Here is an 18,782-nt window from a genome sequence, read left to right as displayed (position 1 = left end):
ACTTGAGATGAGCTGGAGGTGTCGCCATCGTGAATCAGGCTCCAGTGCGGTCTGTCTCACCCCAGCCGATCGTATGCCGATCAGGTCGTCCGTAATGAGAACGTAGTGGTGTGGACTCTTCGACGGTACGGCTCGGTGTTGGCGGTGCCGCCGTCGTTGGTGTCGCCTTCGGCATGGCCCGCTACGCCTACGGCCTGACGCTGCCTGACGTGCGTGCGGAGTTCGGTCTCTCGGAGTTGCTACTCGGGTTGATAGCCAGCGGCACCTTCGCTGGCTATCTAGCCGGGCTCATGTGTGTCCCCTACGTCGCCGCCCGCTTCGGCACTCGGGCCCCGACGACCGTCGGCGGCCTGTGCGGGGTGGCGGGAGCCGCGACGGTCGCGTTAGCGCCGACGCCGGGGCTGCTGGCAGCGGGTGCGGTGCTCGCGGGCAGTTCCGCGGGCTGGGTGTGGGCGCCGTACTCCGACATCGTCGCGGCGATGGTACCGGTCCGACACCGACCGACCCTGCTAGCGGTGATCACCACCGGTACCAGTGGCGGCCTGCTCGGGCTCGGGATGCTCGGCGTGATCGCGACGCTGACCTCCTGGCGGCTTGCCTGGACCGGCATCGCGCTCGCCGCGGCGGTGGCCGCCGTAATCAACCTGCGCACGGTGCCACGCCTGCGCCCGCGAGCTGGCGGGCCCGCCACCCCGCGTCCGCCACTGCGCCGCAGCATGGTGAGACCGCTGGCCTACGCCGTTGTCTACTTCGCGGCGTGCACCATCTACTTCACCTACGCCAGCGATGCGGCCCGCAGCGGCGGGCTCGCGGCTGCCGCAGGTGCGACCCTGATCGCGGTGATCGGCATCGGCGGGCTTCTAGGGCTGCGCACGGGCACCGTCACTGGCGTGATCGGACCGGCGAGGGCGGGCGCGGCGTGCCTCGTCGTGGTCGGCGGGTCCCTCGCTCTGCTGGCCCTCGGACGGGCCTCGCTGACCATGGTGCTGGTGTCCGCCCTGCTCTTCGGAGCTGCGTATATGGTCGGCTCGGCGGTGCTCGCGATCTGGACCGCCGAGGCTGTCGCGGACCGGCCCGGTGACGGCTTCACCGTAGCGCTGGTGGTCGGGGCCATCAGCTCGATCGTCGCACCTGCGGCGGTGGGGGCGTTCGTGCCTGCCCTCGGGCTTCCCGCGGTGCTGCAACTGATCGCGGCGGCGTCAGTGTTGTGCGGCGTTCTGCTATGGCTGCTTGATCGCTTTCGACCGACCGGTGCGTCCGACCGCAGCGTCGTACGCGCAGAGCGATGTGCCGAAACGGGCGTTGAGACGTAGCGTCACGAAGCCAGTGCGTCAGTCCTCGTCGGCGAGTCGGTGCAGGACGAAGATGCCCCCGTACACGGGTTGGTCGCGGCGGGCTTCCTCGGTCTCGACGTATTCGTCAAGAACCGCGCAGATTCGGCGATCCAGCTCGGCGATGTCGTCGGGCGAGAGGTGCAGCATGAACCGCGCGTAGGTCTGGACGGAGTTCGAACCTGCCTCACGCAGTTCGTCTTGAAAGGCCTGGATAGGGGCAATCGCGCCTTCGGGCTCCGTGGTCGCCGGTGGAACGGACAACCCCCAGGTATCGGTCGCTGTCCGATACGGCTTTTCCAGGGCGCCGCTGTCGCCGCTTCGTACGGGCGCTTGCTCCAAGAAGCCCACGTCGACGAGGTGCCGAACGTGATAAAGCACTGTCCCCGGGTCACGACCCAGCCGGTCAGCCAATTGCTTGTTCGTCAGTTCGTGCTGTCGGCAGAGCCGCAGGATCCGTAGACGCAGCGGATGCCCCAGGGCCTTGGCCTCGTCCGCCGTTACCTCACGGCGATTCCGTAGCTCAGGTGCAGAGTTCGTCGGCAGCTGCTCCGTGTCCCGATCATCCATGCCCGCAGAGTAATACGGACGGATTGATACTTCATATCGATGGAGTTTTCTCCATCGATGTGTTTTCCTCGAATCATGGCGGATGACGGTTTCGCGTCCGGGAGTACTCAGATCGCGCCCCGGCCAGGACGGGCATTGGGAACCAACTACTGGCGGCTGTGGGTGTCGTCCGGCTTGTCCAACCTCGCCGATGGGATCATCAAGATCGCGCTGCCCCTGGTGGCCATACAGTTCACGCGGTCTCCTACGCTGATCGCCGGGCTGACCGCCGCCGTGACGTTGCCGTGGCTTTTCTTCGCGTTGCCCGCGGGCGCACTTGCCGACCGGCTCGATCGGCGCAGGGCGATGCTGGGAGCGAACGGCGTCCGGGCGTTGCTCATCGCTGTGCTGGGGCTCGTCGCTCTTGTCGACGTCGGCTCGATATGGGTTCTGTATGCCGCCGCACTTGGCCTGGGCATCGCCGAGACGATGTATGACACGTCGGCCCAATCGATCCTGCCGCAGGTTGTGCGCCCGGACCTGCTCCCGCGCGCCAACGGGCGTCTGTATGCGGCCGAGTTGACCGCCAACGACTTCGTCGGTCCACCCCTGGCCGGTTTCTTGGTGGCGACAGGCGTGGCGATTGCCCTCTCGGCCCCAGCAGCGCTGTGGGGTGTCGCGGTGGTCGCGCTGGTGTTCGTGCGCGGCTCGTTCCGGATCGAGCGATCCCAACGCACGACCATGCGCACCGACATCGCAGAAGGGCTACGTTTCCTTGGGCGTCACCAGCTGTTGCGGACGTTCGCCGTCATGACCGGCCTGTTCAACCTCGCGACCAGTGCGACGTTGGCCGTTTTCGTCCTGTACGCGGTCGGGGAGAGTTCCGCGATGAGGTTGTCTGAGCAGGCCTTCGGCATGCTGTTGGCGACCATCGCCGGGGGAAGCCTGTTCGGTTCATTCGTCGCTGAATGGATCGGCCGAGTGCTCGGCCGTGCCCGGGCGCTCGCGTTTTCTATCCTCTGTGGCGCAATGCTCGTCGGCATCCCGGCCGCGACAGCGAACCCCTTCGTGATCGGTGCTGGGTTCTTCATCGGAGGTATCGGCATCGTCGCCTGGAACGTGATCGTGGTGTCGTTGCGGCAGCGAATCACACCCAACCGACTACTCGGACGTGTCAACAGCGGCTACCGGCTCGTCGCTTGGGGAACCAGACCGCTCGGAGCCCTCGCTGGTGGGCTCCTGGCGCAGCTATTCGGGCTGCAGACGACGTTCGCGATCACGGCGCTGGTGGTGCTCACGATGCTTGGTGGGATGGCGATCGCGACCGACGGCAGGATCGACGCGGCCGAGCGCGAGGCCGCATGAGTCGCGGCGGAGGGTCAGCGCTCGGTGTGCCGTGCCGCTGACGGTAGGTCCGCGGTGCTGGCGACGTTCCAGTCCCGCGGATCGTCGGCGAGCTTGCTCAGCGCGACGACCTGCTCGTAGCACCAGGGCGAGATCGTGAGGTCACCGCTGAGGACGCCGGAGACGAATGCGTCCCACGGGAGCCACAGGGTGTCTGAAACCTCGCTGGGGTCTGGCTCTGGCGTGTTGTCGGCCCGTACCCGGAAGACCGGGCAGAGTTCGTGTTCGACGACGCCGTTCGGCATCTCGGCGCGGTAGCGGAACGTGGGGAGCACAAGGTCGATGGCGGTACTTGCCAGCCCGAGTTCGTCCTGGAGTCGTCGGGCGACCGCAGCAGGCAGTCCTTCGTCCGGAAGCGGGTGGCCACAGCAGCTGTTGGTCCACGCGTGTGGCCAGGTCTTCTTGGTCGCGGCGCGGCGGGTGATGAGGAACTCGCCCCGCGAGTTGAACACGTACGCCGAGAACGCCAGGTGCAGCGGTGTCTCCTGGTGGTGGACCGTGGCCTTGTCAGCCGTGCCGACTCGGTTGCCGTTGTCGTCGACGAGTACGACTTCTTCCATCGTCAGCCTCGGCCGTTCAGGTCGGCGCGCCGACCAGCCGCCGAGTGGTGGCCGGTGACTTCGTTGATGCGCACGTGCGACCCCCGTGGGTTAGCCGAGCGGACTCGGGAAGTGACTCGAACAGACCAACATACCGGGTGGTCGCGAGGGAACACATATCGTGGGACACACAGGTCGAGTAGTAGCCGCACGACGCGGATTTCGCGGCTGCTGGCCAAACCGGCGTGTTTCACGTGAAGCATTGGCGTTGGGTGGGGTGCGCGACACATCCGCAGCGCCAGGCGGTAGCATCGGGCAAGTTCGGCGTAGTGCGGAGGAGGCGAAGCGGTCATGAAGAAGCTGCTGGTGCTGGCTGGTATCGCAGGCGTGCTCTTCGTGCTGAAGCGGAATAAGGACGCGAAGTCCGAGGCGGACCTCTGGCGTGAGGCGACCGCCCCGTCCGAGACTCCGCTTGGTTCGGCTAGCACGAACGGCTCGACTCCGGCGAAGAGCACGCAGGGGGCGTCCGGCCAGAACTGATCCATCCGCGAGCGAACCGCTCGCGGCGAGGGGCCGTAGCTCAATTGGTAGAGCGCTGCTTTTGCAAGGCAGAGGTCAGGGGTTCGATTCCCCTCGGCTCCACACCATGTGACCTGCGGAAACGTCTGCGGTCTTGCTCGCGAAGTTGATCAATGGGACCCACAATGGGTGCGGGTACACTTGATGGTCATGGGGTCCCCACGAATACGGCGCTGCGGAGCGATCGAGCGCAGGGGGAAGTCGCTGCGCGTGAAGGTCTACGCGGGCACTGATCCGCTGACCGGTAAGCGGCTTTATCTGCGCGAGTCAACGACTGACGAGCGGGTGGCCGAGCGGATACTGACGCGATTGCTCGCCCAAGTCGACGAGCAGCGCAACGCCACCACGAGGGCGACGTTCCGCGTCGCCCTCGCCGAGTGGCTGAAGATCGTCGAGATTGAAAAGTCGACCCGTGAGACTTACGAAACCTACATCCGCAGGTACATCAAGCCTGCGCTTGGAGCCGAGCCGGTAGCGAAGATCTCGGCACGGCTATTGGAGGAGCTCTATGCCGAGCTGCGACAGTGCCGTGCGCGATGCGACGGGAAGCCGGCCATAGAGCATCGGGTTGATGGTCCGCACGAGTGCCGAGAGGTCAGGCACAAGAGGCCGCCAGGCCGGCCGCCGGAGGGTGGGTATCCCGAGCATGACTGCGAAGCTTCGGGCTGCAAGGTCATCGAGTGCCAGCCACACCTGTGCGAGCCCCTCAAGGCGTCCACCATCTCGAAGATTCACTTCATCATCAGCGGTGCACTGGCGGCGGCGGGTGGCCGGATGAAACGACCTGCCTCGCCACCCGGTGATCAGGCTCTCGGCCGGTAGCCAGGGCATGATGTGTTGGTGGTCCGAACAGTGTTGCAGCTATCAGCAGAAGTGCCCGCTGAGTGGCAGATTTGGGCGACCTATATCTCGGTTGCTATTGCCGCTGGATCATTTATTGTCGCACTATTCAGTTCGAGAACAGCACGCCAGTCATTGAAACTTTCGAAGGAACAGGAAAGACGTCGCGTCGCCCGGCTCGATGTAAGCCTTGTCAAAGCAGTTTCCTGGTGCCCTGTCAATTCTAAACAACGATGGATCGGGGCACGCGTTCTGGCCGTTAATCCGACGGATCGAGACGGGGCTATCGTACAAGCAGATCTTCATGTGACATATTCTACGTCCGATGGTGCTAACGTTGTTGCGAAGATACCACATGACCCGATGGGTACATGCTTTCCAAAAGGGATCGAGGAATTCGATCTACCGATTTCGCTGCCTGCTAACGGCGCGGTTGACGGGTGGCTGGTTTTCGGTCTAAGTCATGCGTTGCTCGAGGGCGTTACCGTCGAACGATATGAGGCGGTAGTTCGGGATAGCCGAGGCCCTTTAGAGAGTGTCCATCCGTGGGTATTGGAGGAGATCGAGGATTGTGAAGCGTCCAAGGAAGCCGAAGGCGCCGAAAGCGAAGACCAAGGTCAGGAAAACGACATTTCGAATTGACGACATAGTCGAGGTCGTTGGTGATGGCGGAATATCGGGGAGAGTTGCGGAAGGTGTCAATATACCAGTACTCATTCTGGACACGACGAAACGGCCGGATATTGCGGAGATAGTCCGCGCGCAGCAGCATCTTCCGCCAGGTGATGTAGTCAGCCAGTGGGCGGGTAGTGAGGGTCAATCCGACGACGTCCTCCTTGTACTCGACTTCGCGCGGCCGATAGAGAAGCGGGTCATTGTACGCTTCAGTATCGAGCACCAAGCCATTCTCGTGGAATGCGCCCTAGCGGCAGGTGCGGTATATTTGCAGGCAGGAAAGCCCGGAGATCGGATACTTCACGATGTCAACCGGCCAAAGATGCTGGTTGAAATCAACGCTTCTGGTTTTCGCGCCAAATGGGACGAGCTGCTGCTACAGCGTATTACCACGCTCGTGAGTGATGAATCAGGCTCGACGCGACGCGAAGCTGAACCTATCGCCCGCGAACTAATACAGGAACTACAGAAGTTTGCGAGATTCCGTATGCCGCGTGCGTGACTTCAGTTCATCTGCGTGATGCGTGTGACCATAGAGTGAGCATGAATTGCTTCTGTGTGTCCACCGAATACGGAACAGTGCTCTTACACGGCAGTCGTTAGTCCGGCAAGGTGGGCGACAATTGCGGCAGGTGACTGTGTTTGGAGTCGACCCCGCTTGTGGGGCTTGTTGGCATAGGCGATAGCGGGTACGACGACTGCACGAGCGGCCGCGATGTCCGCCACAGAGTCGCCGACCATGACGCAGTCCGCCGGTGCCGCGCCGAACTCGCCGGGCATGACCCCCAGCAGGTGCTTTCCGACGCCGTCGCATACCGCCCGCTCGACGGTGCCCGGAGCTGACCAACGTCATCCACCACCGCATCACCAGCGAGACCTCGCTCGACCCTGTCGGCACCAGCTACGCCGACTGGACACCCCGCGTCGACAACCCGGAGTGGCGCGCCTACCTCGACCAGCTCACCACCGCTGCCGACACCCGCCGGAGAGACCTCGGCGAGCAACTCGCCGACCAGCCGCCCCAATGGGCCATCGAGTCGCTCGGCCCCGTACCTACCACAGACACCGAGCGAGACGCGTGGATCGAGCGCGCCGCGACCGTCGCCGCGCACCGCGAGCTCACCGGCCACGACGACGACACGACCCCGCTCGGCCCCGCACCGAAGGCCGGCCAGGTCGAGGCCTACGCATCCTGGCGAGCCGCCTGGTGTGCACTCGGCCGCCCCGAAGCCGACCGCGACGAACTCGAACTGAGCGAGGGCCAACTACGCCGAGGAATGGCTCGCCGTTCACGATGAGCACCATCGCGCCGAAGACCCGCACCGCCACGTGACCGACGAGGCGGAGCTCGCCGACGTCGCCGAGCAGCGCAACGACGACATTCGTCACGCCGAGCCCGAGGCCCATGCCGACGCTGCCGAGACCGCCGTGCCGGACATTCGCGAGGTCGCCGCCGACGAGCCCGTCCGCGAGCAGGACGACGACATACGGGTGCCCTCGGCCGGCGAGACCGCCGAATCCGTCGAACAGGCGCAGCGCGCTCTCGCCGAAATGCGCGCGCGGCAGGAGCTCGAGGCGCGCCAGGCCGAGTACCAGGCCCGCGCGGAACGCATCGAACGGTGGCGCACCGTCGAAGCACAAGAAGTCGACGTCGCCTACGAGGCCGAGCGCTCACCCGCGCTGGAAATGGCGGCCATCGATGACTGAGCCGTCGTTACTGCGCCGCGGCCCGGTACGACACGTCGATGGGTGGCTGGCCGTTGCGTCGCCATGCCCAGTTGAGCGTGGCGAGGATGCCCTCGACCCACCCCGGACGCCGCTGCAACCACGCCGGGACGGGCCTGCGCAGCGCGAGCTTCTCGGCCTCGTAGTGCTCGGCCACGATCAGTTCTTCGTAGGCACGTGCCGTTCGCCGGGTGATCGGCGACGGGGCGAGATACCAGCGCCCGTCCGTTGGCCGGACGTCTGTGGCGGCGAGCCAGCGGCACGTCACGCACACACCAGCATTGAACCAGTCGCTCTCGCCCCGCGCCCCCAGCGCTTCGTTGCGGTACTCGGCCTCGCGCCACACGGCCGCGAACTCTTGCCGCGGCACCCGGATGTTGCCCGCGGGAATCCTCGCGACGTCGGTGGCCGAAACCTCCATAGGCCTGATGGTCACACGGGGCACCGACAGTTTCAGGCCACCACCATGCCGCTGAGGCCCGCGCTTCGCGCGGAAACGGACCCGACCTGCCGGTCGGGAACCGGTGCCTCCCTGCGGTCGGCGCAGTGTTCGACCGCTTCGCGGCCCGGCTTAGCACGACCCCCTACTCACGGGCAATGAACCCGGTGCACAGCCGTGCGGGTGAGACAAGCCTCGCTGCGCTCGGTCGCCTCCGGCGATCCCACCCGCACGGCCGACACCGGAACCACTTGCCCGCGAGCCTCTGGGGGCCGTGCCCGGCGCCGGATAAGGGCGAGGCCCCGAGGGGCCGTTGCCCGCTGATCGGGCCGCGAAGAACACGGGAGGCAGAGCACATGGTTTCGACGATCACCCGCCACCAGCAGGACACCGAATCACCGGTTGACGCGGACGTGTCAACGCGGATCAGCACACCCATGGTCGACGCACTCGAACAGGCCTGGGCCGACATCCGCGAACGCCACCCCGAGCTGCCACCCGCTGTGATCGTGCTCGGCGCCGGGTCCATCGGCTCCCGCTCCGGCGCCCTCACCCTTGGACACTTCGCCGCCATGCGCTGGCACACCGACACCGACGGCAGCGACCAGCTCGCCGAAGTGTTCATCGGCGGCGAAGGCCTCCAACGCGGCCCGGCCGGAGTGCTCGCCACCCTGCTGCACGAAGCAGCGCACGCCCTCGCCCACACGCGCGGCATCAAAGACACCAGCAGGCAAGGCCGCTACCACAACACCAAGTTCAAAGCCGTCGCCGAAGAAGTCGGCATCACCGTCACCAAGGACCCGCGCATCGGCTGGTCACCCACCGACCTGCCCGACACGACCCGCAACGACTACGCCCACACCGTCGAGGTGCTTAGCGAGGCCCTACGGCTCTACCGCCGCCGCGAGAACACCGACAGCGGAACGACCAAGACGAGCAACCCGCCGCCCTGCGTGTGTCAGTGCGGCCGCCGCATCCGCGTCGCCACCAGCGTCCGCGACGCCGGCCCCATCACCTGCGGCATCTGCGGCACCAACTTCGAACCCGAACAGCAATAGACCCGAGAGAGGAAGCAAGCTCATGGGAGCCATCTACTGTGGCCCGTACGCCGACGCGATCGGCTACCACCGGCACGAGGGCTACGCAGACCGGCTCATGCCCAGCGGCGAGTTCAGCAACGGTGAATGGTCCGCGCGCTACCCCTCAGATGCGCACGTCGTTTTTGTAGCCGCGTGCAGTTGCGGCTGGCGTAGCAGCCAGCACCACGCACCGACCGACAGTGGCGAGGAGCAAGCCCGCGACGAGTGGGACCGCGACCACCTGCAACCGCTCGTCAATGGTGAAGCACGCAAGCACACCGTGCGCCGACGTCCTGCTCGGCTTCATCTGGTCGCTGCGCACGTCAGCGCCCCGTACGACCAAGGACGAAGGCGAGACCGTGACGACCGAGTACGGCCTCGGCCTGCTCGACGCCGCCACCCGTCTCGAACACCTCCTCGACGGCCTCGCCGTCGCCGAGTCAGACCAAGTGGCAGAAGGGAGGTGAACAGCAATGCACAACCCCAGAAGCGACGCACCGACCGGAGCACCCTGCCCGGAAGGCTGCTACAAGCGCTACGACAAACCGACCGGAAGGTGGTCTGTGTCAGGTGCGGCCACTGAACCGAGAGGCGGACGGGCCAGGGGATAGCTGGCCCGTCCGCCCGCGAGCCTATGCGTCGGCCCTGCGAGAGCGAAACAGGAGCGGGTCAGCGCACGACGTCCGCCACTTAGCCAAGGGAAGTGGTCTAACCATAGCTGCGAGCGAAGCTGCCCGGGCGGAGCGGCGGACTACTGAGCCCCCTCTTGCTCCTTGCCAGATGCCCGTTTAGTGTCGTCCGGGGCAATGCTGCACATCGTTGCGAGTTCATGTGCCCACGCCCATGCAGCACTCTGGTTACGTAGGTAGAACTTGCGTCGAGAGTCTCCAGTCGGGAGCGCGGTCAGAAGCCCTGTAGCAACTAGAGACTTAAGGGGCTGCTGGAGGTTACTCGCTGATACGTCAAGTGAGCGAGCAAGGTCGGTCAGGCATACGAGGCCATCCTCGGCGCTTGCCACGGCGAGCATGAGTTCAAGCCTGTAACGCTGTCCAAATGCTGCCTGCGACAGCATGCGCAGCCGTTCGGTCGCATCTTCCGACACGCTACGAATCTTACTGGATACACGTTACGGATATCCCGTAACGTGTACATGGAAGGTAGGTGCTATGAGTGATCGATCGTCCATTGAGTGGACAGAGACGACGTGGAATCCGACTACGGGGTGCGACCGAGTGTCGCCGGGCTGCGATCACTGCTATGCACTGACGTTGGCCAAGAGGCTTAAGGCCATGGGTTCGGCGAAGTATCAGACCGATGGTGACGTGCGCACCTCCGGCCCAGGATTCGGCGTGGCATTGCACGAAGCAGCCCTGCTGCAGCCGTACCGGTGGCGCAATCCGCGTGTCGTGTTCGTCAATTCGATGAGCGACCTGTTTCACGCTCAGGTTCCGGTGAGCTTTGTGCGCGACGTCTTTCAGGTCATGGCCGACACTCCGCAGCACACCTACCAGGTACTGACCAAGCGAGCGAGACGTGCTCGGCGGCTTGCTGAGACGCTGGACTGGCCAGCCAATTTGTGGATGGGAGTCAGTGTCGAGGACTCAGCGAGACTGCACCGAGTCGACGAGTTGCGTCAGGTGCCTGCCGCGGTCCGGTTCCTGTCGTGCGAACCACTGCTTGGCCCGCTTTCCGACCTAGAACTAGAAGGGATCGGATGGGTCATCACAGGCGGGGAGTCCGGGCCTGACGCGCGACCCGTGAACCCGGCGTGGGTCCGGGAGATCCGCGACAAGTGCGTCCGGGAGCAGGTTCCGTTCTTCCACAAGCAGTGGGGAGGACGGACACCTAAGGCGGGCGGCCGCGATCTCGATGGGCGGACATGGGACGAGATGCCAACTACGGCGCTCGGTCCTGTTGGCGTCGAACAATCGACTGCCGTCTGAGTCTCTTCTCCTGTCTGTTGCGTGGTTCGGCCAGTCCGTCATCGGCAACGCGGTCCCATGCCGCGCGTAAGTGCTTCTCACGAGCCAGCCCAAGCGTTGGGCCGTACAAGTCACTAAATCGCGTCTCCACTGGGATGATGGGACTCTCTGTGAGCCGATCACGGATGTTCGAGGCGATGATGGCCGTCCAGGTTTCATCGAACTCCCCCTCAATCCGGCGGGCATCGTTGTCCGACACCTCGATCGCGAATTCGGCGCCGAACAGGTCCGGCTGTAGCTCTTGCTTTGCAAGCTCTTCGGCAAGGTCGGCCTGACGAAAGTGCTCACGCCAGTCCTTGTTGGCTCCCGAAGCCGAGTCGTTAAACATGTACGGTGCCGCCGGATGCCGGTAGAAGAGGATCATGAGGAACAGTGGGTGGTGATCTGGACGCCGCCGTATGGGCACCGGGAACGACTTGAAGCCCGAGTCGGCCTCGACCCGCTTACAGAATTCGGTCGCAACTTGTTGCGCTGCTTCGGCCGCAGACCCCGCATCACCCGACTCGCGTGCTTCACGGAACGTGGCCCGCCACCAGTCGCCGCCGAGGAACCTGTCGATTCGTTGAAGTGTGGCGGATCTGCCGGCTGTGGTTTGTTCAGGGTCGGTCTCCGCGCCCGTCAACAGTCCACCGATTCGCCAGACCGACTCTAGATTGAGGTTCAGCAGGACTTCGGTCTTGAGATCGTCACCTCGACGAAAGAGCCCATTCAGCATTTGGCCATACGGCAACGCCGTACCGAACGGGTCGAGCAACGTGAGCAGTGGTGACTCTCCCGCTAGCGCAAGTGCTTCCCCAAGCCGGTCCTCTAGACTCCCTTCCAACACGTGATAGTTCAACGTTGCCGGCGCCTCGTCACCGAGTACTCGACGAAGGTTGTCGGCATACGTAGGGTCCTTTTCAACGAAGACACAGCAGACTTCTCGCGCCCACTGAGCAACCTTTGCGGCAGTTTCTACAGCCAGTAGCGGAGACCCTGGCGCACCAATGTCTTGTCCCTGATCAGGTTCATATCGGCCCGGTCCCGCGTATCCGTCGAGATAGACGACACGCCCGCCGACGCTGGTTGATCCAGTCAGCGTGGCGAAGACTCGGGGATATCTAGACAGGATCCCGTGCTTCAACACAGCGGCCGCTTGCCTGCGCTGAAAGAACACCTCGTGTGCCGTCATAGTGCCCGCCCTCAGTGCCTCGGCGTCGTTCTTGACGCGCAGAAGATGCTGGCAGGAACTACAACTGGTACGCGACTGCTAACTGAGTGAGAGCAGACTGGTCTGTCGGCTGTACGGCTGTTGAGATGCGTCATCTGCAGTCGGACCAGGTGACAGTCATGGTGACTGCGAACCTCCGCATGAACCAATCTATGCAATCAAGCTGCGGTCGTGGTTGCGTTGACTGCGAAGGCTCGCTAGACCGTGCACAGATGCCAATCAAAGCACGTGCGCATGCAGCCTGACCTGCTGGATGCGGAGCGCTCTACGGGTACCCGCCCCTTTGCATCGCCCGCTAATCGGGCCGCGAAGGCACGACTGTGACCCGGATGGCTTCCCGTCTGATGAACCGTGATCAGGTTCCAGGAGGAGGACACGATGAACGACGTGAGTGCGCGTTGGCTGAAGCCGAAACACACATCTGGCTCACAACGACGTTAAGGGTGTGCGTGTCGAGACGATCGGACAACCAGCCCCGACGCCGAGGCCCAAGCTGCCGACCTACCTTCTGACGATCGTTGTCGACCCGCCCTGCCAGCCAAACATAATTAGCCATCGCTACGTGAGCATCTGCATTGCAGGCCACCGAGCTAGGTGCGCTTAGACTCGAGACCGAGAGGGGAACAGTGGATCTTCACGTGCAGGCGCTCAAAGTTGGCAGCGAAGTCGTCAAGCACGTCGTGCACAGGTGGTTCGACTTACGTCGAGCCGAACACGCTCGCAACGCCGAGTTGACCGACCTGCTCGAGCTGTCGATCAGTGACATCCGCACCCGCCGAAAGCTCGCCCGCCAACTCGAGGACATCGTCGACCAGGTCGCTGACAAACTGGAGCCGCTATACGAGCAGGAGTTCCGAGAGGTCCCCGAGAACGAACGCGCGGCCGCGCTGGCCGCAGTGGTCGAAGTACTCCAGGTGACGGACCTGTCCGACAAGGCACTGTTCGCCGCTGACGCCGATGCCCGCAAGCTCGCCATAGCGATTCGTGCCCGTATACCACGCACGAGTTCGACAACCTTGCTCAGCGTCGGCGCGCAGAGTCTGTATGACCGCGTACTCGACCAGTGCTGTGTCGCCGTCGTCCATATCGTGGGGCAACTACCAGAGTTCACTCCGCGCGCTACCGCTGAGCAACTACAGCGACTGGCGCGACTATCTGATGACGTCAGCGAGGTGTTGCGCCGATTGCCAAGAACCAGCTTGACCGCCCCAGATGGAACCGAGCGCGACGCGGAGTTCCGCGACCGCTATCTGAATGCCGTCAGTAATCGGCTCGATCACCTACACCTGCTCGGCGTCGATCATCAGCACAATCCGCGCACCCGCGTGTCGGTGGGCTATCTCAGTCTCACCGTTACTTCTGACGCCGGCTACGACCGCCGAGCGCTGGATGAACGCTGGTTCACCGATCGCGGCGGCCAGCGTGAACGTGGCGGGCTACGCGCCGAGGATGCCCTGGCTGCACATCCGCGCACGCTGTTGCTCGGTGAGGCAGGGTCCGGCAAGACCACGCTGCTGCAGTGGCTCGGCGTGCACAGTGCGCGCGGCAGCTTCACCGGCCCGCTAATCGAATGGAACGGGCGGGTGCCCTTCCTTATCCGGCTGCGCGAGCATGCCGAAGGCGCGCTACCCCGGCCCGAACACTTCGTACACGGCGTCGCCGACATGGACGCCGACCTGATGCCAAAAGGTTGGGTCCACCGCGAGCTTGCCGACCGGGCCCTAATGCTCGTCGATGGCGTTGACGAGCTCGCACCGGCGCGGCGCCGGAAGGTGCGGAGCTGGCTGGAAGATCTGGTCAGTCGCTATCCCGAGCTGCCGATCGTGGTGACGTCCCGGCCCGCGGCCGCCCGCAAGACGTGGCTGGCTGATCTGGGGTTCAATCCTGTTCTGTTGGAACGAATGGGGCCTAGCGAAGTTACCGAGTTCATCCACCGCTGGCACGACGCGATCCGTGAGGCTGCCCATGCGAACCCGGCAGCCGTACCCTGCGACCCTGATGACCTCGACGGTTACGAGAGCGCCATGCTGCGGCACCTGGACTCCGGACCACACCTACGGAGGTTGGCAACGACGCCTTTGCTGTGTGCGCTGCTGTGTGCGGTCAACCTCAACCGGCGCCAGCAGCTACCACAAGACCGGATGGCCTTGTACGAAACGGCAGTGACCATGCTGGTGGACCGGCGAGACACCGAACGAGGAGTACCCCACGCCCTCGAACTGCCGCTGAAAGACAAACTCGCTGTCCTACGTGACTTGGCGTGGTGGCTCACGCGCAACGGCCGGGTTGAGGCCTCTCGGGCTGAAGCGGTCGAGCGCTGCCGCCGGACGCTTGAGCAGCTCGGCGCTGGCGTCGAGCCCCAGGAAGCCATCGCCTTTCTTATCGAGCGCAGCGGGATCATTCAGGCGCCAGCCGAAGATCGGGTGGATTTCGTGCACCGGTCATTCCAGGAGTACCTGGCCGCTCGAGAAGCGATAGATGAGCAGGACATCGGCGTTCTGGTGGCACACGCACATCTCGACCAGTGGCGAGAAACAATCGTGATGGCAGCCGGGCACGCCTCACGTAAAGAGTGTGCTGACTTGCTCACCGGTATCCTGAATCGCACCACCCCCGACCGCACACCAAGCCGCCACACCCGGTCGCTGCGCTTGCTCGCCGTCGCCTGCCGCGAGACCGCAGAGAAGGTCGATCGCGCGGTCAGCGAACGCATCGACGACGGCCTTGACGCGGTGCTCCCGCCGCGTAGCAGCCGAGAGACGCGCTCCCTGGCCCGGTGCGGCGCTGGCGTCCTGCGCAAGCTGCCCACGTCCCTCGACGACTTGACCGCTGCCCAGGCTGCGGCCTGCGTGCAGACCGCAGCATTTGTCAACGGTCAGCAGGCCCTACGCCTGCTGACCGGCTACGCCAGAGACCCCCGACCAGAGGTGCAATGCGCCCTCGCCGACGCCTGGCGCTACTTCGACCCGGAGACCTATGCCAACGAGGTACTTGCCGACGCGCCGCTGGACGGTGGCGCCATCACGGTCAGGCAAAGCCGGCACGTTCGGTTCACCCAAGATCTGCAACACTTGTCGGAGCTGGACATCGACTTGGATGACCAACCCGCCGACCTGTCGTTTCTAGATGAGGCACGTCACCTCGTCCACCTCCGCTGCGCCACCGTGCGCCCGGTCGACCTGACACCGGTGACTCAACATGAGGAACTACGAGAACTTTGGGTCTGGGGCGAAGGTGTGCAACCGGTCCTCGGCGAGCTGTCTGGACTCGGCCTCGAAACAATGGGCCTCCAGCTGTCAAGCGGGCAAGGATCGCTAGATCCGATCGCCGAGGTCGGCACGCTGGAATGGCTTGCCCTTCGAGGGGTTGGCAGCGTCGATCTGACGCCCATCCAGCGGCTGAATCTCCTTAAGTCGTTGGTCCTACACGACAGCACCACGGACCCGACACCGGTGGTCACATCTCTTCCGGCTCTTGAGATCGTCGTACTCAGGGCTCCCCTTTTCGACGGGCTAGCAGGTTTGCGCCCTGTCCTGCCCCAGTTGCGACAGCTGGTTCTCACCGACGTGGAGATCGACCTCGCCGAGCTATCGATTGCCCAACGGCTCAAGATGCTGTCGCTACTCTGGTGCCATGTCCGAGACATCTCGGTCCTCGCCAGCCTTCTGAGCCTCCGCAGGGTCTCTCTCAAAGGAACTCCCGTCACCGACCTGCGCCCGCTGTCCAACCTCCCCCGATTGGAGTCGCTGAGCCTTAGCGAAGGCCCGGATGGCCTCGACCTCACGCCCCTTGCGCAGTTGCCGAGAACGGCGCGAATCCACCTGCCGCATGGGGCCGACGTCAGCGGCCTAGACGCGGTCCGGCGCCGGGGCCACATTGTCAAGCAGTTGTAGGCACCATCGCGGGGGCCTCACCTTGAATCGATGCCGCCAGCATGGCTCGGGGCGGGCCACGCAGTCGATCAACTGCGGCAATGTTGGAGTACGCGCCCGACTATGCCCGACGGCGTCAAGGGCGTGAGCCTTTGTCCATCCACAGTGGACTGACTGGGACTCACAGTGGGTGCGAACATCCATCGGGTTAATGCAATTAGGCCAGTAGAAGCACGCGAAGGGGTGTGCTGACCTGCAGCATCCGCACCCGCCGAGTCATCGCGTCGCTTTTGCAAGGCAGAGGTCAGGGGTTCGATTCCCCTCGGCTCCACAACATGTGATCCGCGGACACGTCCGCAGCATCGCCCGCGAAGTTGATCAATGTCAATCAGGATGACTGCGGGCGTATCGCTGTACGAGTGACGAAGCGCAAGCGACGACCGCGAGGACCCATCCGGCGGCGAGGTAGCTCGCTCCAAGTCAACGTCTATGCGGGTGTGGATCCGCTCACCGGGCAGCGGATGTATCTGTCCGAGTCGACAACGGACGAGCGTGAGGCTGAGCGGGCCTTGACTCGCTTGCGGTGTCACCACGCTTCGCGTCTATGCCGCGTGGGTGGCTGAGTCTGATCGCCGAGCGGCCGAGATCCTCGGTAGCCGAATACAGCGGCCACGGACCAAATAGCGTGACCGACTAGAGAAAGCTCCCCGGTCAGTACCACTCGAGTTCTGTCACCCTAGCCTTCAACTTTGACTTCGCCGAAGCGGTGTCAGCGTCTCCTTCGACGTCGTATACGTCGTACTCTCCGTTCTCAAATGTCACGGTGCCGATGTCGGAGCCACCGGTGGCGCCCGTCACCTCGTAGGTCATCTCAAGATTCACGCCTTCAAGATCACTACTGTCGCCAAGGTAAGTAGGTACGACGCGGTAATCGACAAGGCACCCAGCGCTGCCGTAGCAGTCTCTCGACAGGATCTTGACTTTCAACGTAAACATCTCGGGTGTGAACTCGATCGGTTCGGTTGTGGCCTCGGCTGCCGTAGCGGTAGACGGTTCTACGGCATTGTTCGTTGACGTCGCACCGCTACGGGGTTCTATTTGAGCCCCGCCGAACAGTTGTGCTCCTGCAAACATCGCTGCGGCGATTACGACTACAGCTGCGAAAACGCCGCCTGTGATCCATGGCCACCGGCGACGTGGCTTTTGCGACGGCTCCGGCGATAGCGGAGAGGATGGGTATGGTTGCTCGCTCATGCTGACCCCCTTATCGGACCTGTTTGTACTGTTAGTCCGATAGGTCGATAGTCAGTGCTCAACCATTACTGTCCTTGATCTGAATTCCATCCTCTGGACTACTACTCGTCCGAGGGGGCGGGTGCCATCGCGGTAGTTAGCAGGCAGTCAACGACTGCGGCGGGGCCGCGTTCGACAAGGCGCGGGCTCTTCTCAGATTTGTTGGCGTAAGCGATTGCGGCTACTCCTGCTGCGTGTGCAGCCTGAATGTCGGCGACCGAGTCACCGATCCTGACGCACTGGTCCGGTGTTGTGATCAGCCGCTCCATTGCGCGATGGAGCAGGTACGGGTTTGCCTTGAGCAGAGCGGGATCCGTGTCGATTCGTGCGAACAGGTCGCACACGCTGTGCGAGATCGTGGGAATCGAGATAGGAGCGAACAGCCTCGACCGAGTTGTTGCTCACGATCACGACAGATTGCCCACAGATTGCCCACGGTTCGTGAGCATATCGGATGGAGGAGAGCGTCACTTCGGTGTCGGCGGCCCGCTCAGCGATCGGCAGCGCGGCTGACGCCATTATCGGGCTGCGGCACGCTGTCGAGGAGGCCGAGGAGCGGGCGCGGGCTCATGGGTTATCCGGTGACGACGGCGCGACCACACTCGCCGCTGCAGCCTCGGCCGGTGCGGCGCAGGGTGCGCCGTTCATCCTCGACAAGGAAGAACCCATCAGTCGGTCGGGGTGCCCCGGCGAATTGTCAGCTGTACTGGATGGCAACGTCCGTCGGTACACCTCCGGTCATTCGCCCGCCAGTATTTCCGACGCCGATTGGCCCCGTGCCGTCGACCTCGTCACCGACATCCACCAGCAAACATGGGTTCGGCGAACCGAAAACGGTCGCCGACCGACGAGGGGACCACGAGGTCGCCATCTATGACCGCTACGGTGCCGAGCTCATCGTCGGTACCGCCAAGAACACCATCCTCAGTCTTTCGACTGGTTGCCACCTCAGCCGCGACGCTCACCGACGCGGTACACCCGACCCCGGAAGTACGACTACTAGATCGCGTCGCTTCCGCAGCCTCTGGCGGAGCGTCCAGCGGTGGTCGCCCATCGCTGGATCCGCCGAGCTGGCTTACGGCCGCAGGCGCGTCTGCGTGCGATATCTCACGCCAGCTTTGCACTATTTGGAATTTTTCACTCTGGCGAAGTAACGTTTGCCGCGCCGCATGACGATGGACCACTATGTCGACGTGCTGAGTGATGTCCAATGTTAAATGGTTAACTCGAATGGGTTGACTGCGGCATTGTGACAAGACGCAGCG

The 18,782-nt window shown here is 63.8% G+C and carries 19 protein-coding genes and 1 tRNA gene; 13 read left to right on the top strand and 7 right to left on the bottom strand.

What is annotated here, in order from left to right:
* The first annotated feature begins 110 nt into the window (after positions 1 to 110).
* Positions 111 to 1,313, top strand: a complete 1,203-nt coding sequence (locus AMYHA_RS02980) for an MFS transporter (RefSeq protein ID WP_051399485.1) — start codon at positions 111 to 113, stop codon at positions 1,311 to 1,313.
* An 18-nt stretch (positions 1,314 to 1,331) separates the two neighbouring features.
* On the opposite strand, the gene AMYHA_RS02975 is transcribed toward AMYHA_RS02980, so the two are convergent.
* Entirely contained in the window at positions 1,332 to 1,901 is a 570-nt protein-coding gene (locus AMYHA_RS02975; protein WP_051399484.1) for a winged helix-turn-helix domain-containing protein, read from the bottom strand.
* Between the two features lie 75 nt (positions 1,902 to 1,976).
* Between AMYHA_RS02975 and AMYHA_RS02970 the strand changes: the two genes are divergently transcribed.
* Entirely contained in the window at positions 1,977 to 3,245 is a 1,269-nt protein-coding gene (locus tag AMYHA_RS02970) for an MFS transporter (protein WP_051399483.1), read from the top strand.
* A 14-nt stretch (positions 3,246 to 3,259) separates the two neighbouring features.
* Here AMYHA_RS02970 and idi read toward each other — a convergent pair whose 3' ends face one another.
* The gene (idi, locus tag AMYHA_RS02965; protein WP_034267725.1) at positions 3,260 to 3,844 is read right to left on the bottom strand and encodes an isopentenyl-diphosphate Delta-isomerase; all 585 of its coding nucleotides are present in this window, start codon (positions 3,842 to 3,844) and stop codon (positions 3,260 to 3,262) included.
* Between the two features lie 330 nt (positions 3,845 to 4,174).
* Between idi and AMYHA_RS02960 the strand changes: the two genes are divergently transcribed.
* The 5 genes from AMYHA_RS02960 to AMYHA_RS26780 all read left to right on the top strand — a co-directional run bounded on the left by AMYHA_RS02960 (position 4,175) and on the right by AMYHA_RS26780 (position 6,419).
* Positions 4,175 to 4,363: a DLW-39 family protein gene (locus AMYHA_RS02960; protein ID WP_034267723.1), complete on the top strand. Its 189-nt coding sequence runs from the start codon at positions 4,175 to 4,177 to the stop codon at positions 4,361 to 4,363.
* Positions 4,364 to 4,392: 29 nt separating this feature from the next.
* Positions 4,393 to 4,465 (top strand) — tRNA-Ala (locus AMYHA_RS02955).
* An 87-nt stretch (positions 4,466 to 4,552) separates the two neighbouring features.
* Entirely contained in the window at positions 4,553 to 5,224 is a 672-nt protein-coding gene (locus AMYHA_RS02950) for a tyrosine-type recombinase/integrase (protein WP_169732892.1), read from the top strand.
* Positions 5,225 to 5,242: 18 nt separating this feature from the next.
* A complete protein-coding gene (locus tag AMYHA_RS26785; protein WP_157361759.1) occupies positions 5,243 to 5,884 on the top strand; it encodes a hypothetical protein in 642 nt (213 codons plus the stop codon).
* A complete protein-coding gene (locus tag AMYHA_RS26780; RefSeq protein ID WP_157361757.1) occupies positions 5,814 to 6,419 on the top strand; it encodes a hypothetical protein in 606 nt (201 codons plus the stop codon). The genes AMYHA_RS26785 and AMYHA_RS26780 overlap by 71 nt, the downstream gene beginning before the upstream one ends.
* Before the next feature lie 83 nt (positions 6,420 to 6,502).
* Here AMYHA_RS26780 and AMYHA_RS26215 read toward each other — a convergent pair whose 3' ends face one another.
* Complete coding sequence (locus tag AMYHA_RS26215) at positions 6,503 to 6,697, bottom strand: HAD hydrolase-like protein (RefSeq protein WP_084036759.1); 195 nt, start codon at positions 6,695 to 6,697, stop codon at positions 6,503 to 6,505.
* A gap of 549 nt (positions 6,698 to 7,246) precedes the next feature.
* Here AMYHA_RS26215 and AMYHA_RS02940 point away from each other — a divergent pair.
* Positions 7,247 to 7,624, top strand: coding sequence for a hypothetical protein (locus AMYHA_RS02940; protein ID WP_034267718.1), 378 nt, complete (start codon positions 7,247 to 7,249; stop codon positions 7,622 to 7,624).
* 7 nt (positions 7,625 to 7,631) lie between these two features.
* Here AMYHA_RS02940 and AMYHA_RS02935 read toward each other — a convergent pair whose 3' ends face one another.
* On the bottom strand, positions 7,632 to 8,063 hold the full coding sequence (locus AMYHA_RS02935) for a hypothetical protein (RefSeq protein ID WP_034267714.1): 432 nt from the start codon (positions 8,061 to 8,063) through the stop codon (positions 7,632 to 7,634).
* Positions 8,064 to 8,437: 374 nt separating this feature from the next.
* Between AMYHA_RS02935 and AMYHA_RS02930 the strand changes: the two genes are divergently transcribed.
* The 3 genes from AMYHA_RS02930 to AMYHA_RS02920 all read left to right on the top strand — a co-directional run bounded on the left by AMYHA_RS02930 (position 8,438) and on the right by AMYHA_RS02920 (position 11,103).
* Positions 8,438 to 9,139, top strand: a complete 702-nt coding sequence (locus tag AMYHA_RS02930) for a hypothetical protein (RefSeq protein WP_196776824.1) — start codon at positions 8,438 to 8,440, stop codon at positions 9,137 to 9,139.
* Positions 9,140 to 9,417: 278 nt separating this feature from the next.
* Complete coding sequence (locus AMYHA_RS02925; protein WP_034267711.1) at positions 9,418 to 9,627, top strand: hypothetical protein; 210 nt, start codon at positions 9,418 to 9,420, stop codon at positions 9,625 to 9,627.
* Between the two features lie 699 nt (positions 9,628 to 10,326).
* Positions 10,327 to 11,103 (top strand): DUF5131 family protein, encoded by a 777-nt coding sequence (locus AMYHA_RS02920; RefSeq protein WP_034267708.1) that lies wholly within the window; start codon positions 10,327 to 10,329, stop codon positions 11,101 to 11,103.
* Here AMYHA_RS02920 and tcmP read toward each other — a convergent pair.
* Positions 11,057 to 12,313 carry a three-Cys-motif partner protein TcmP gene (tcmP, locus tag AMYHA_RS26205; RefSeq protein WP_084036755.1) on the bottom strand — a complete coding sequence of 419 codons (1,257 nt, stop codon included), beginning with the start codon at positions 12,311 to 12,313 and terminating at the stop codon, positions 11,057 to 11,059. The genes AMYHA_RS02920 and tcmP overlap by 47 nt on opposite strands.
* A gap of 665 nt (positions 12,314 to 12,978) precedes the next feature.
* Here tcmP and AMYHA_RS02910 point away from each other — a divergent pair.
* Positions 12,979 to 16,245 (top strand): NACHT domain-containing protein, encoded by a 3,267-nt coding sequence (locus tag AMYHA_RS02910; RefSeq protein ID WP_051399480.1) that lies wholly within the window; start codon positions 12,979 to 12,981, stop codon positions 16,243 to 16,245.
* Positions 16,246 to 16,935: 690 nt separating this feature from the next.
* On the opposite strand, the gene AMYHA_RS26775 is transcribed toward AMYHA_RS02910, so the two are convergent.
* On the bottom strand, positions 16,936 to 17,478 hold the full coding sequence (locus tag AMYHA_RS26775) for a hypothetical protein (protein WP_157361755.1): 543 nt from the start codon (positions 17,476 to 17,478) through the stop codon (positions 16,936 to 16,938).
* 101 nt (positions 17,479 to 17,579) lie between these two features.
* Positions 17,580 to 17,861 carry an HAD hydrolase-like protein gene (locus AMYHA_RS28345; RefSeq protein ID WP_051399479.1) on the bottom strand — a complete coding sequence of 94 codons (282 nt, stop codon included), beginning with the start codon at positions 17,859 to 17,861 and terminating at the stop codon, positions 17,580 to 17,582.
* On the opposite strand from AMYHA_RS28345, the gene AMYHA_RS28340 reads away from it, so the two are divergent.
* A complete protein-coding gene (locus tag AMYHA_RS28340; RefSeq protein WP_407919867.1) occupies positions 17,793 to 18,671 on the top strand; it encodes an LppA family lipoprotein in 879 nt (292 codons plus the stop codon). The two genes, AMYHA_RS28345 and AMYHA_RS28340, sit on opposite strands and share 69 nt — an antisense overlap.
* The last annotated feature ends 111 nt before the right edge of the window (positions 18,672 to 18,782 follow it).

Origin of the sequence: Haloechinothrix halophila YIM 93223 (genome assembly GCF_000504245.1) — a bacterium.
Classification (GTDB): domain Bacteria; phylum Actinomycetota; class Actinomycetes; order Mycobacteriales; family Pseudonocardiaceae; genus Haloechinothrix_A; species Haloechinothrix_A halophila.
The sequence above is the reverse complement of the archived record's forward strand: the minus strand, read 5'-3'. Positions and strand labels throughout refer to the sequence as shown.

What these genes read in the sequence shown, in the direction of transcription:
- AMYHA_RS02975 (WP_051399484.1), bottom strand. Translation starts at nt 1,901, where the DNA reads ATGGATGATCGGGACACGGAGCAGCTGCCGACGAACTCTGCACCTGAG.
- AMYHA_RS02970 (WP_051399483.1), top strand. Translation starts at nt 1,977, where the DNA reads ATGGCGGATGACGGTTTCGCGTCCGGGAGTACTCAGATCGCGCCCCGG.
- idi (WP_034267725.1), bottom strand. Translation starts at nt 3,844, where the DNA reads ATGGAAGAAGTCGTACTCGTCGACGACAACGGCAACCGAGTCGGCACG.
- AMYHA_RS02960 (WP_034267723.1), top strand. Translation starts at nt 4,175, where the DNA reads ATGAAGAAGCTGCTGGTGCTGGCTGGTATCGCAGGCGTGCTCTTCGTG.
- AMYHA_RS02950 (WP_169732892.1), top strand. Translation starts at nt 4,553, where the DNA reads ATGGGGTCCCCACGAATACGGCGCTGCGGAGCGATCGAGCGCAGGGGG.
- AMYHA_RS26215 (WP_084036759.1), bottom strand. Translation starts at nt 6,697, where the DNA reads ATGCCCGGCGAGTTCGGCGCGGCACCGGCGGACTGCGTCATGGTCGGC.
- AMYHA_RS02935 (WP_034267714.1), bottom strand. Translation starts at nt 8,063, where the DNA reads ATGGAGGTTTCGGCCACCGACGTCGCGAGGATTCCCGCGGGCAACATC.
- AMYHA_RS02930 (WP_196776824.1), top strand. Translation starts at nt 8,438, where the DNA reads ATGGTTTCGACGATCACCCGCCACCAGCAGGACACCGAATCACCGGTT.
- AMYHA_RS02925 (WP_034267711.1), top strand. Translation starts at nt 9,418, where the DNA reads ATGGTGAAGCACGCAAGCACACCGTGCGCCGACGTCCTGCTCGGCTTC.
- AMYHA_RS02920 (WP_034267708.1), top strand. Translation starts at nt 10,327, where the DNA reads ATGAGTGATCGATCGTCCATTGAGTGGACAGAGACGACGTGGAATCCG.
- tcmP (WP_084036755.1), bottom strand. Translation starts at nt 12,313, where the DNA reads ATGACGGCACACGAGGTGTTCTTTCAGCGCAGGCAAGCGGCCGCTGTG.
- AMYHA_RS26775 (WP_157361755.1), bottom strand. Translation starts at nt 17,478, where the DNA reads ATGAGCGAGCAACCATACCCATCCTCTCCGCTATCGCCGGAGCCGTCG.
- AMYHA_RS28340 (WP_407919867.1), top strand. Translation starts at nt 17,793, where the DNA reads ATGGAGCAGGTACGGGTTTGCCTTGAGCAGAGCGGGATCCGTGTCGAT.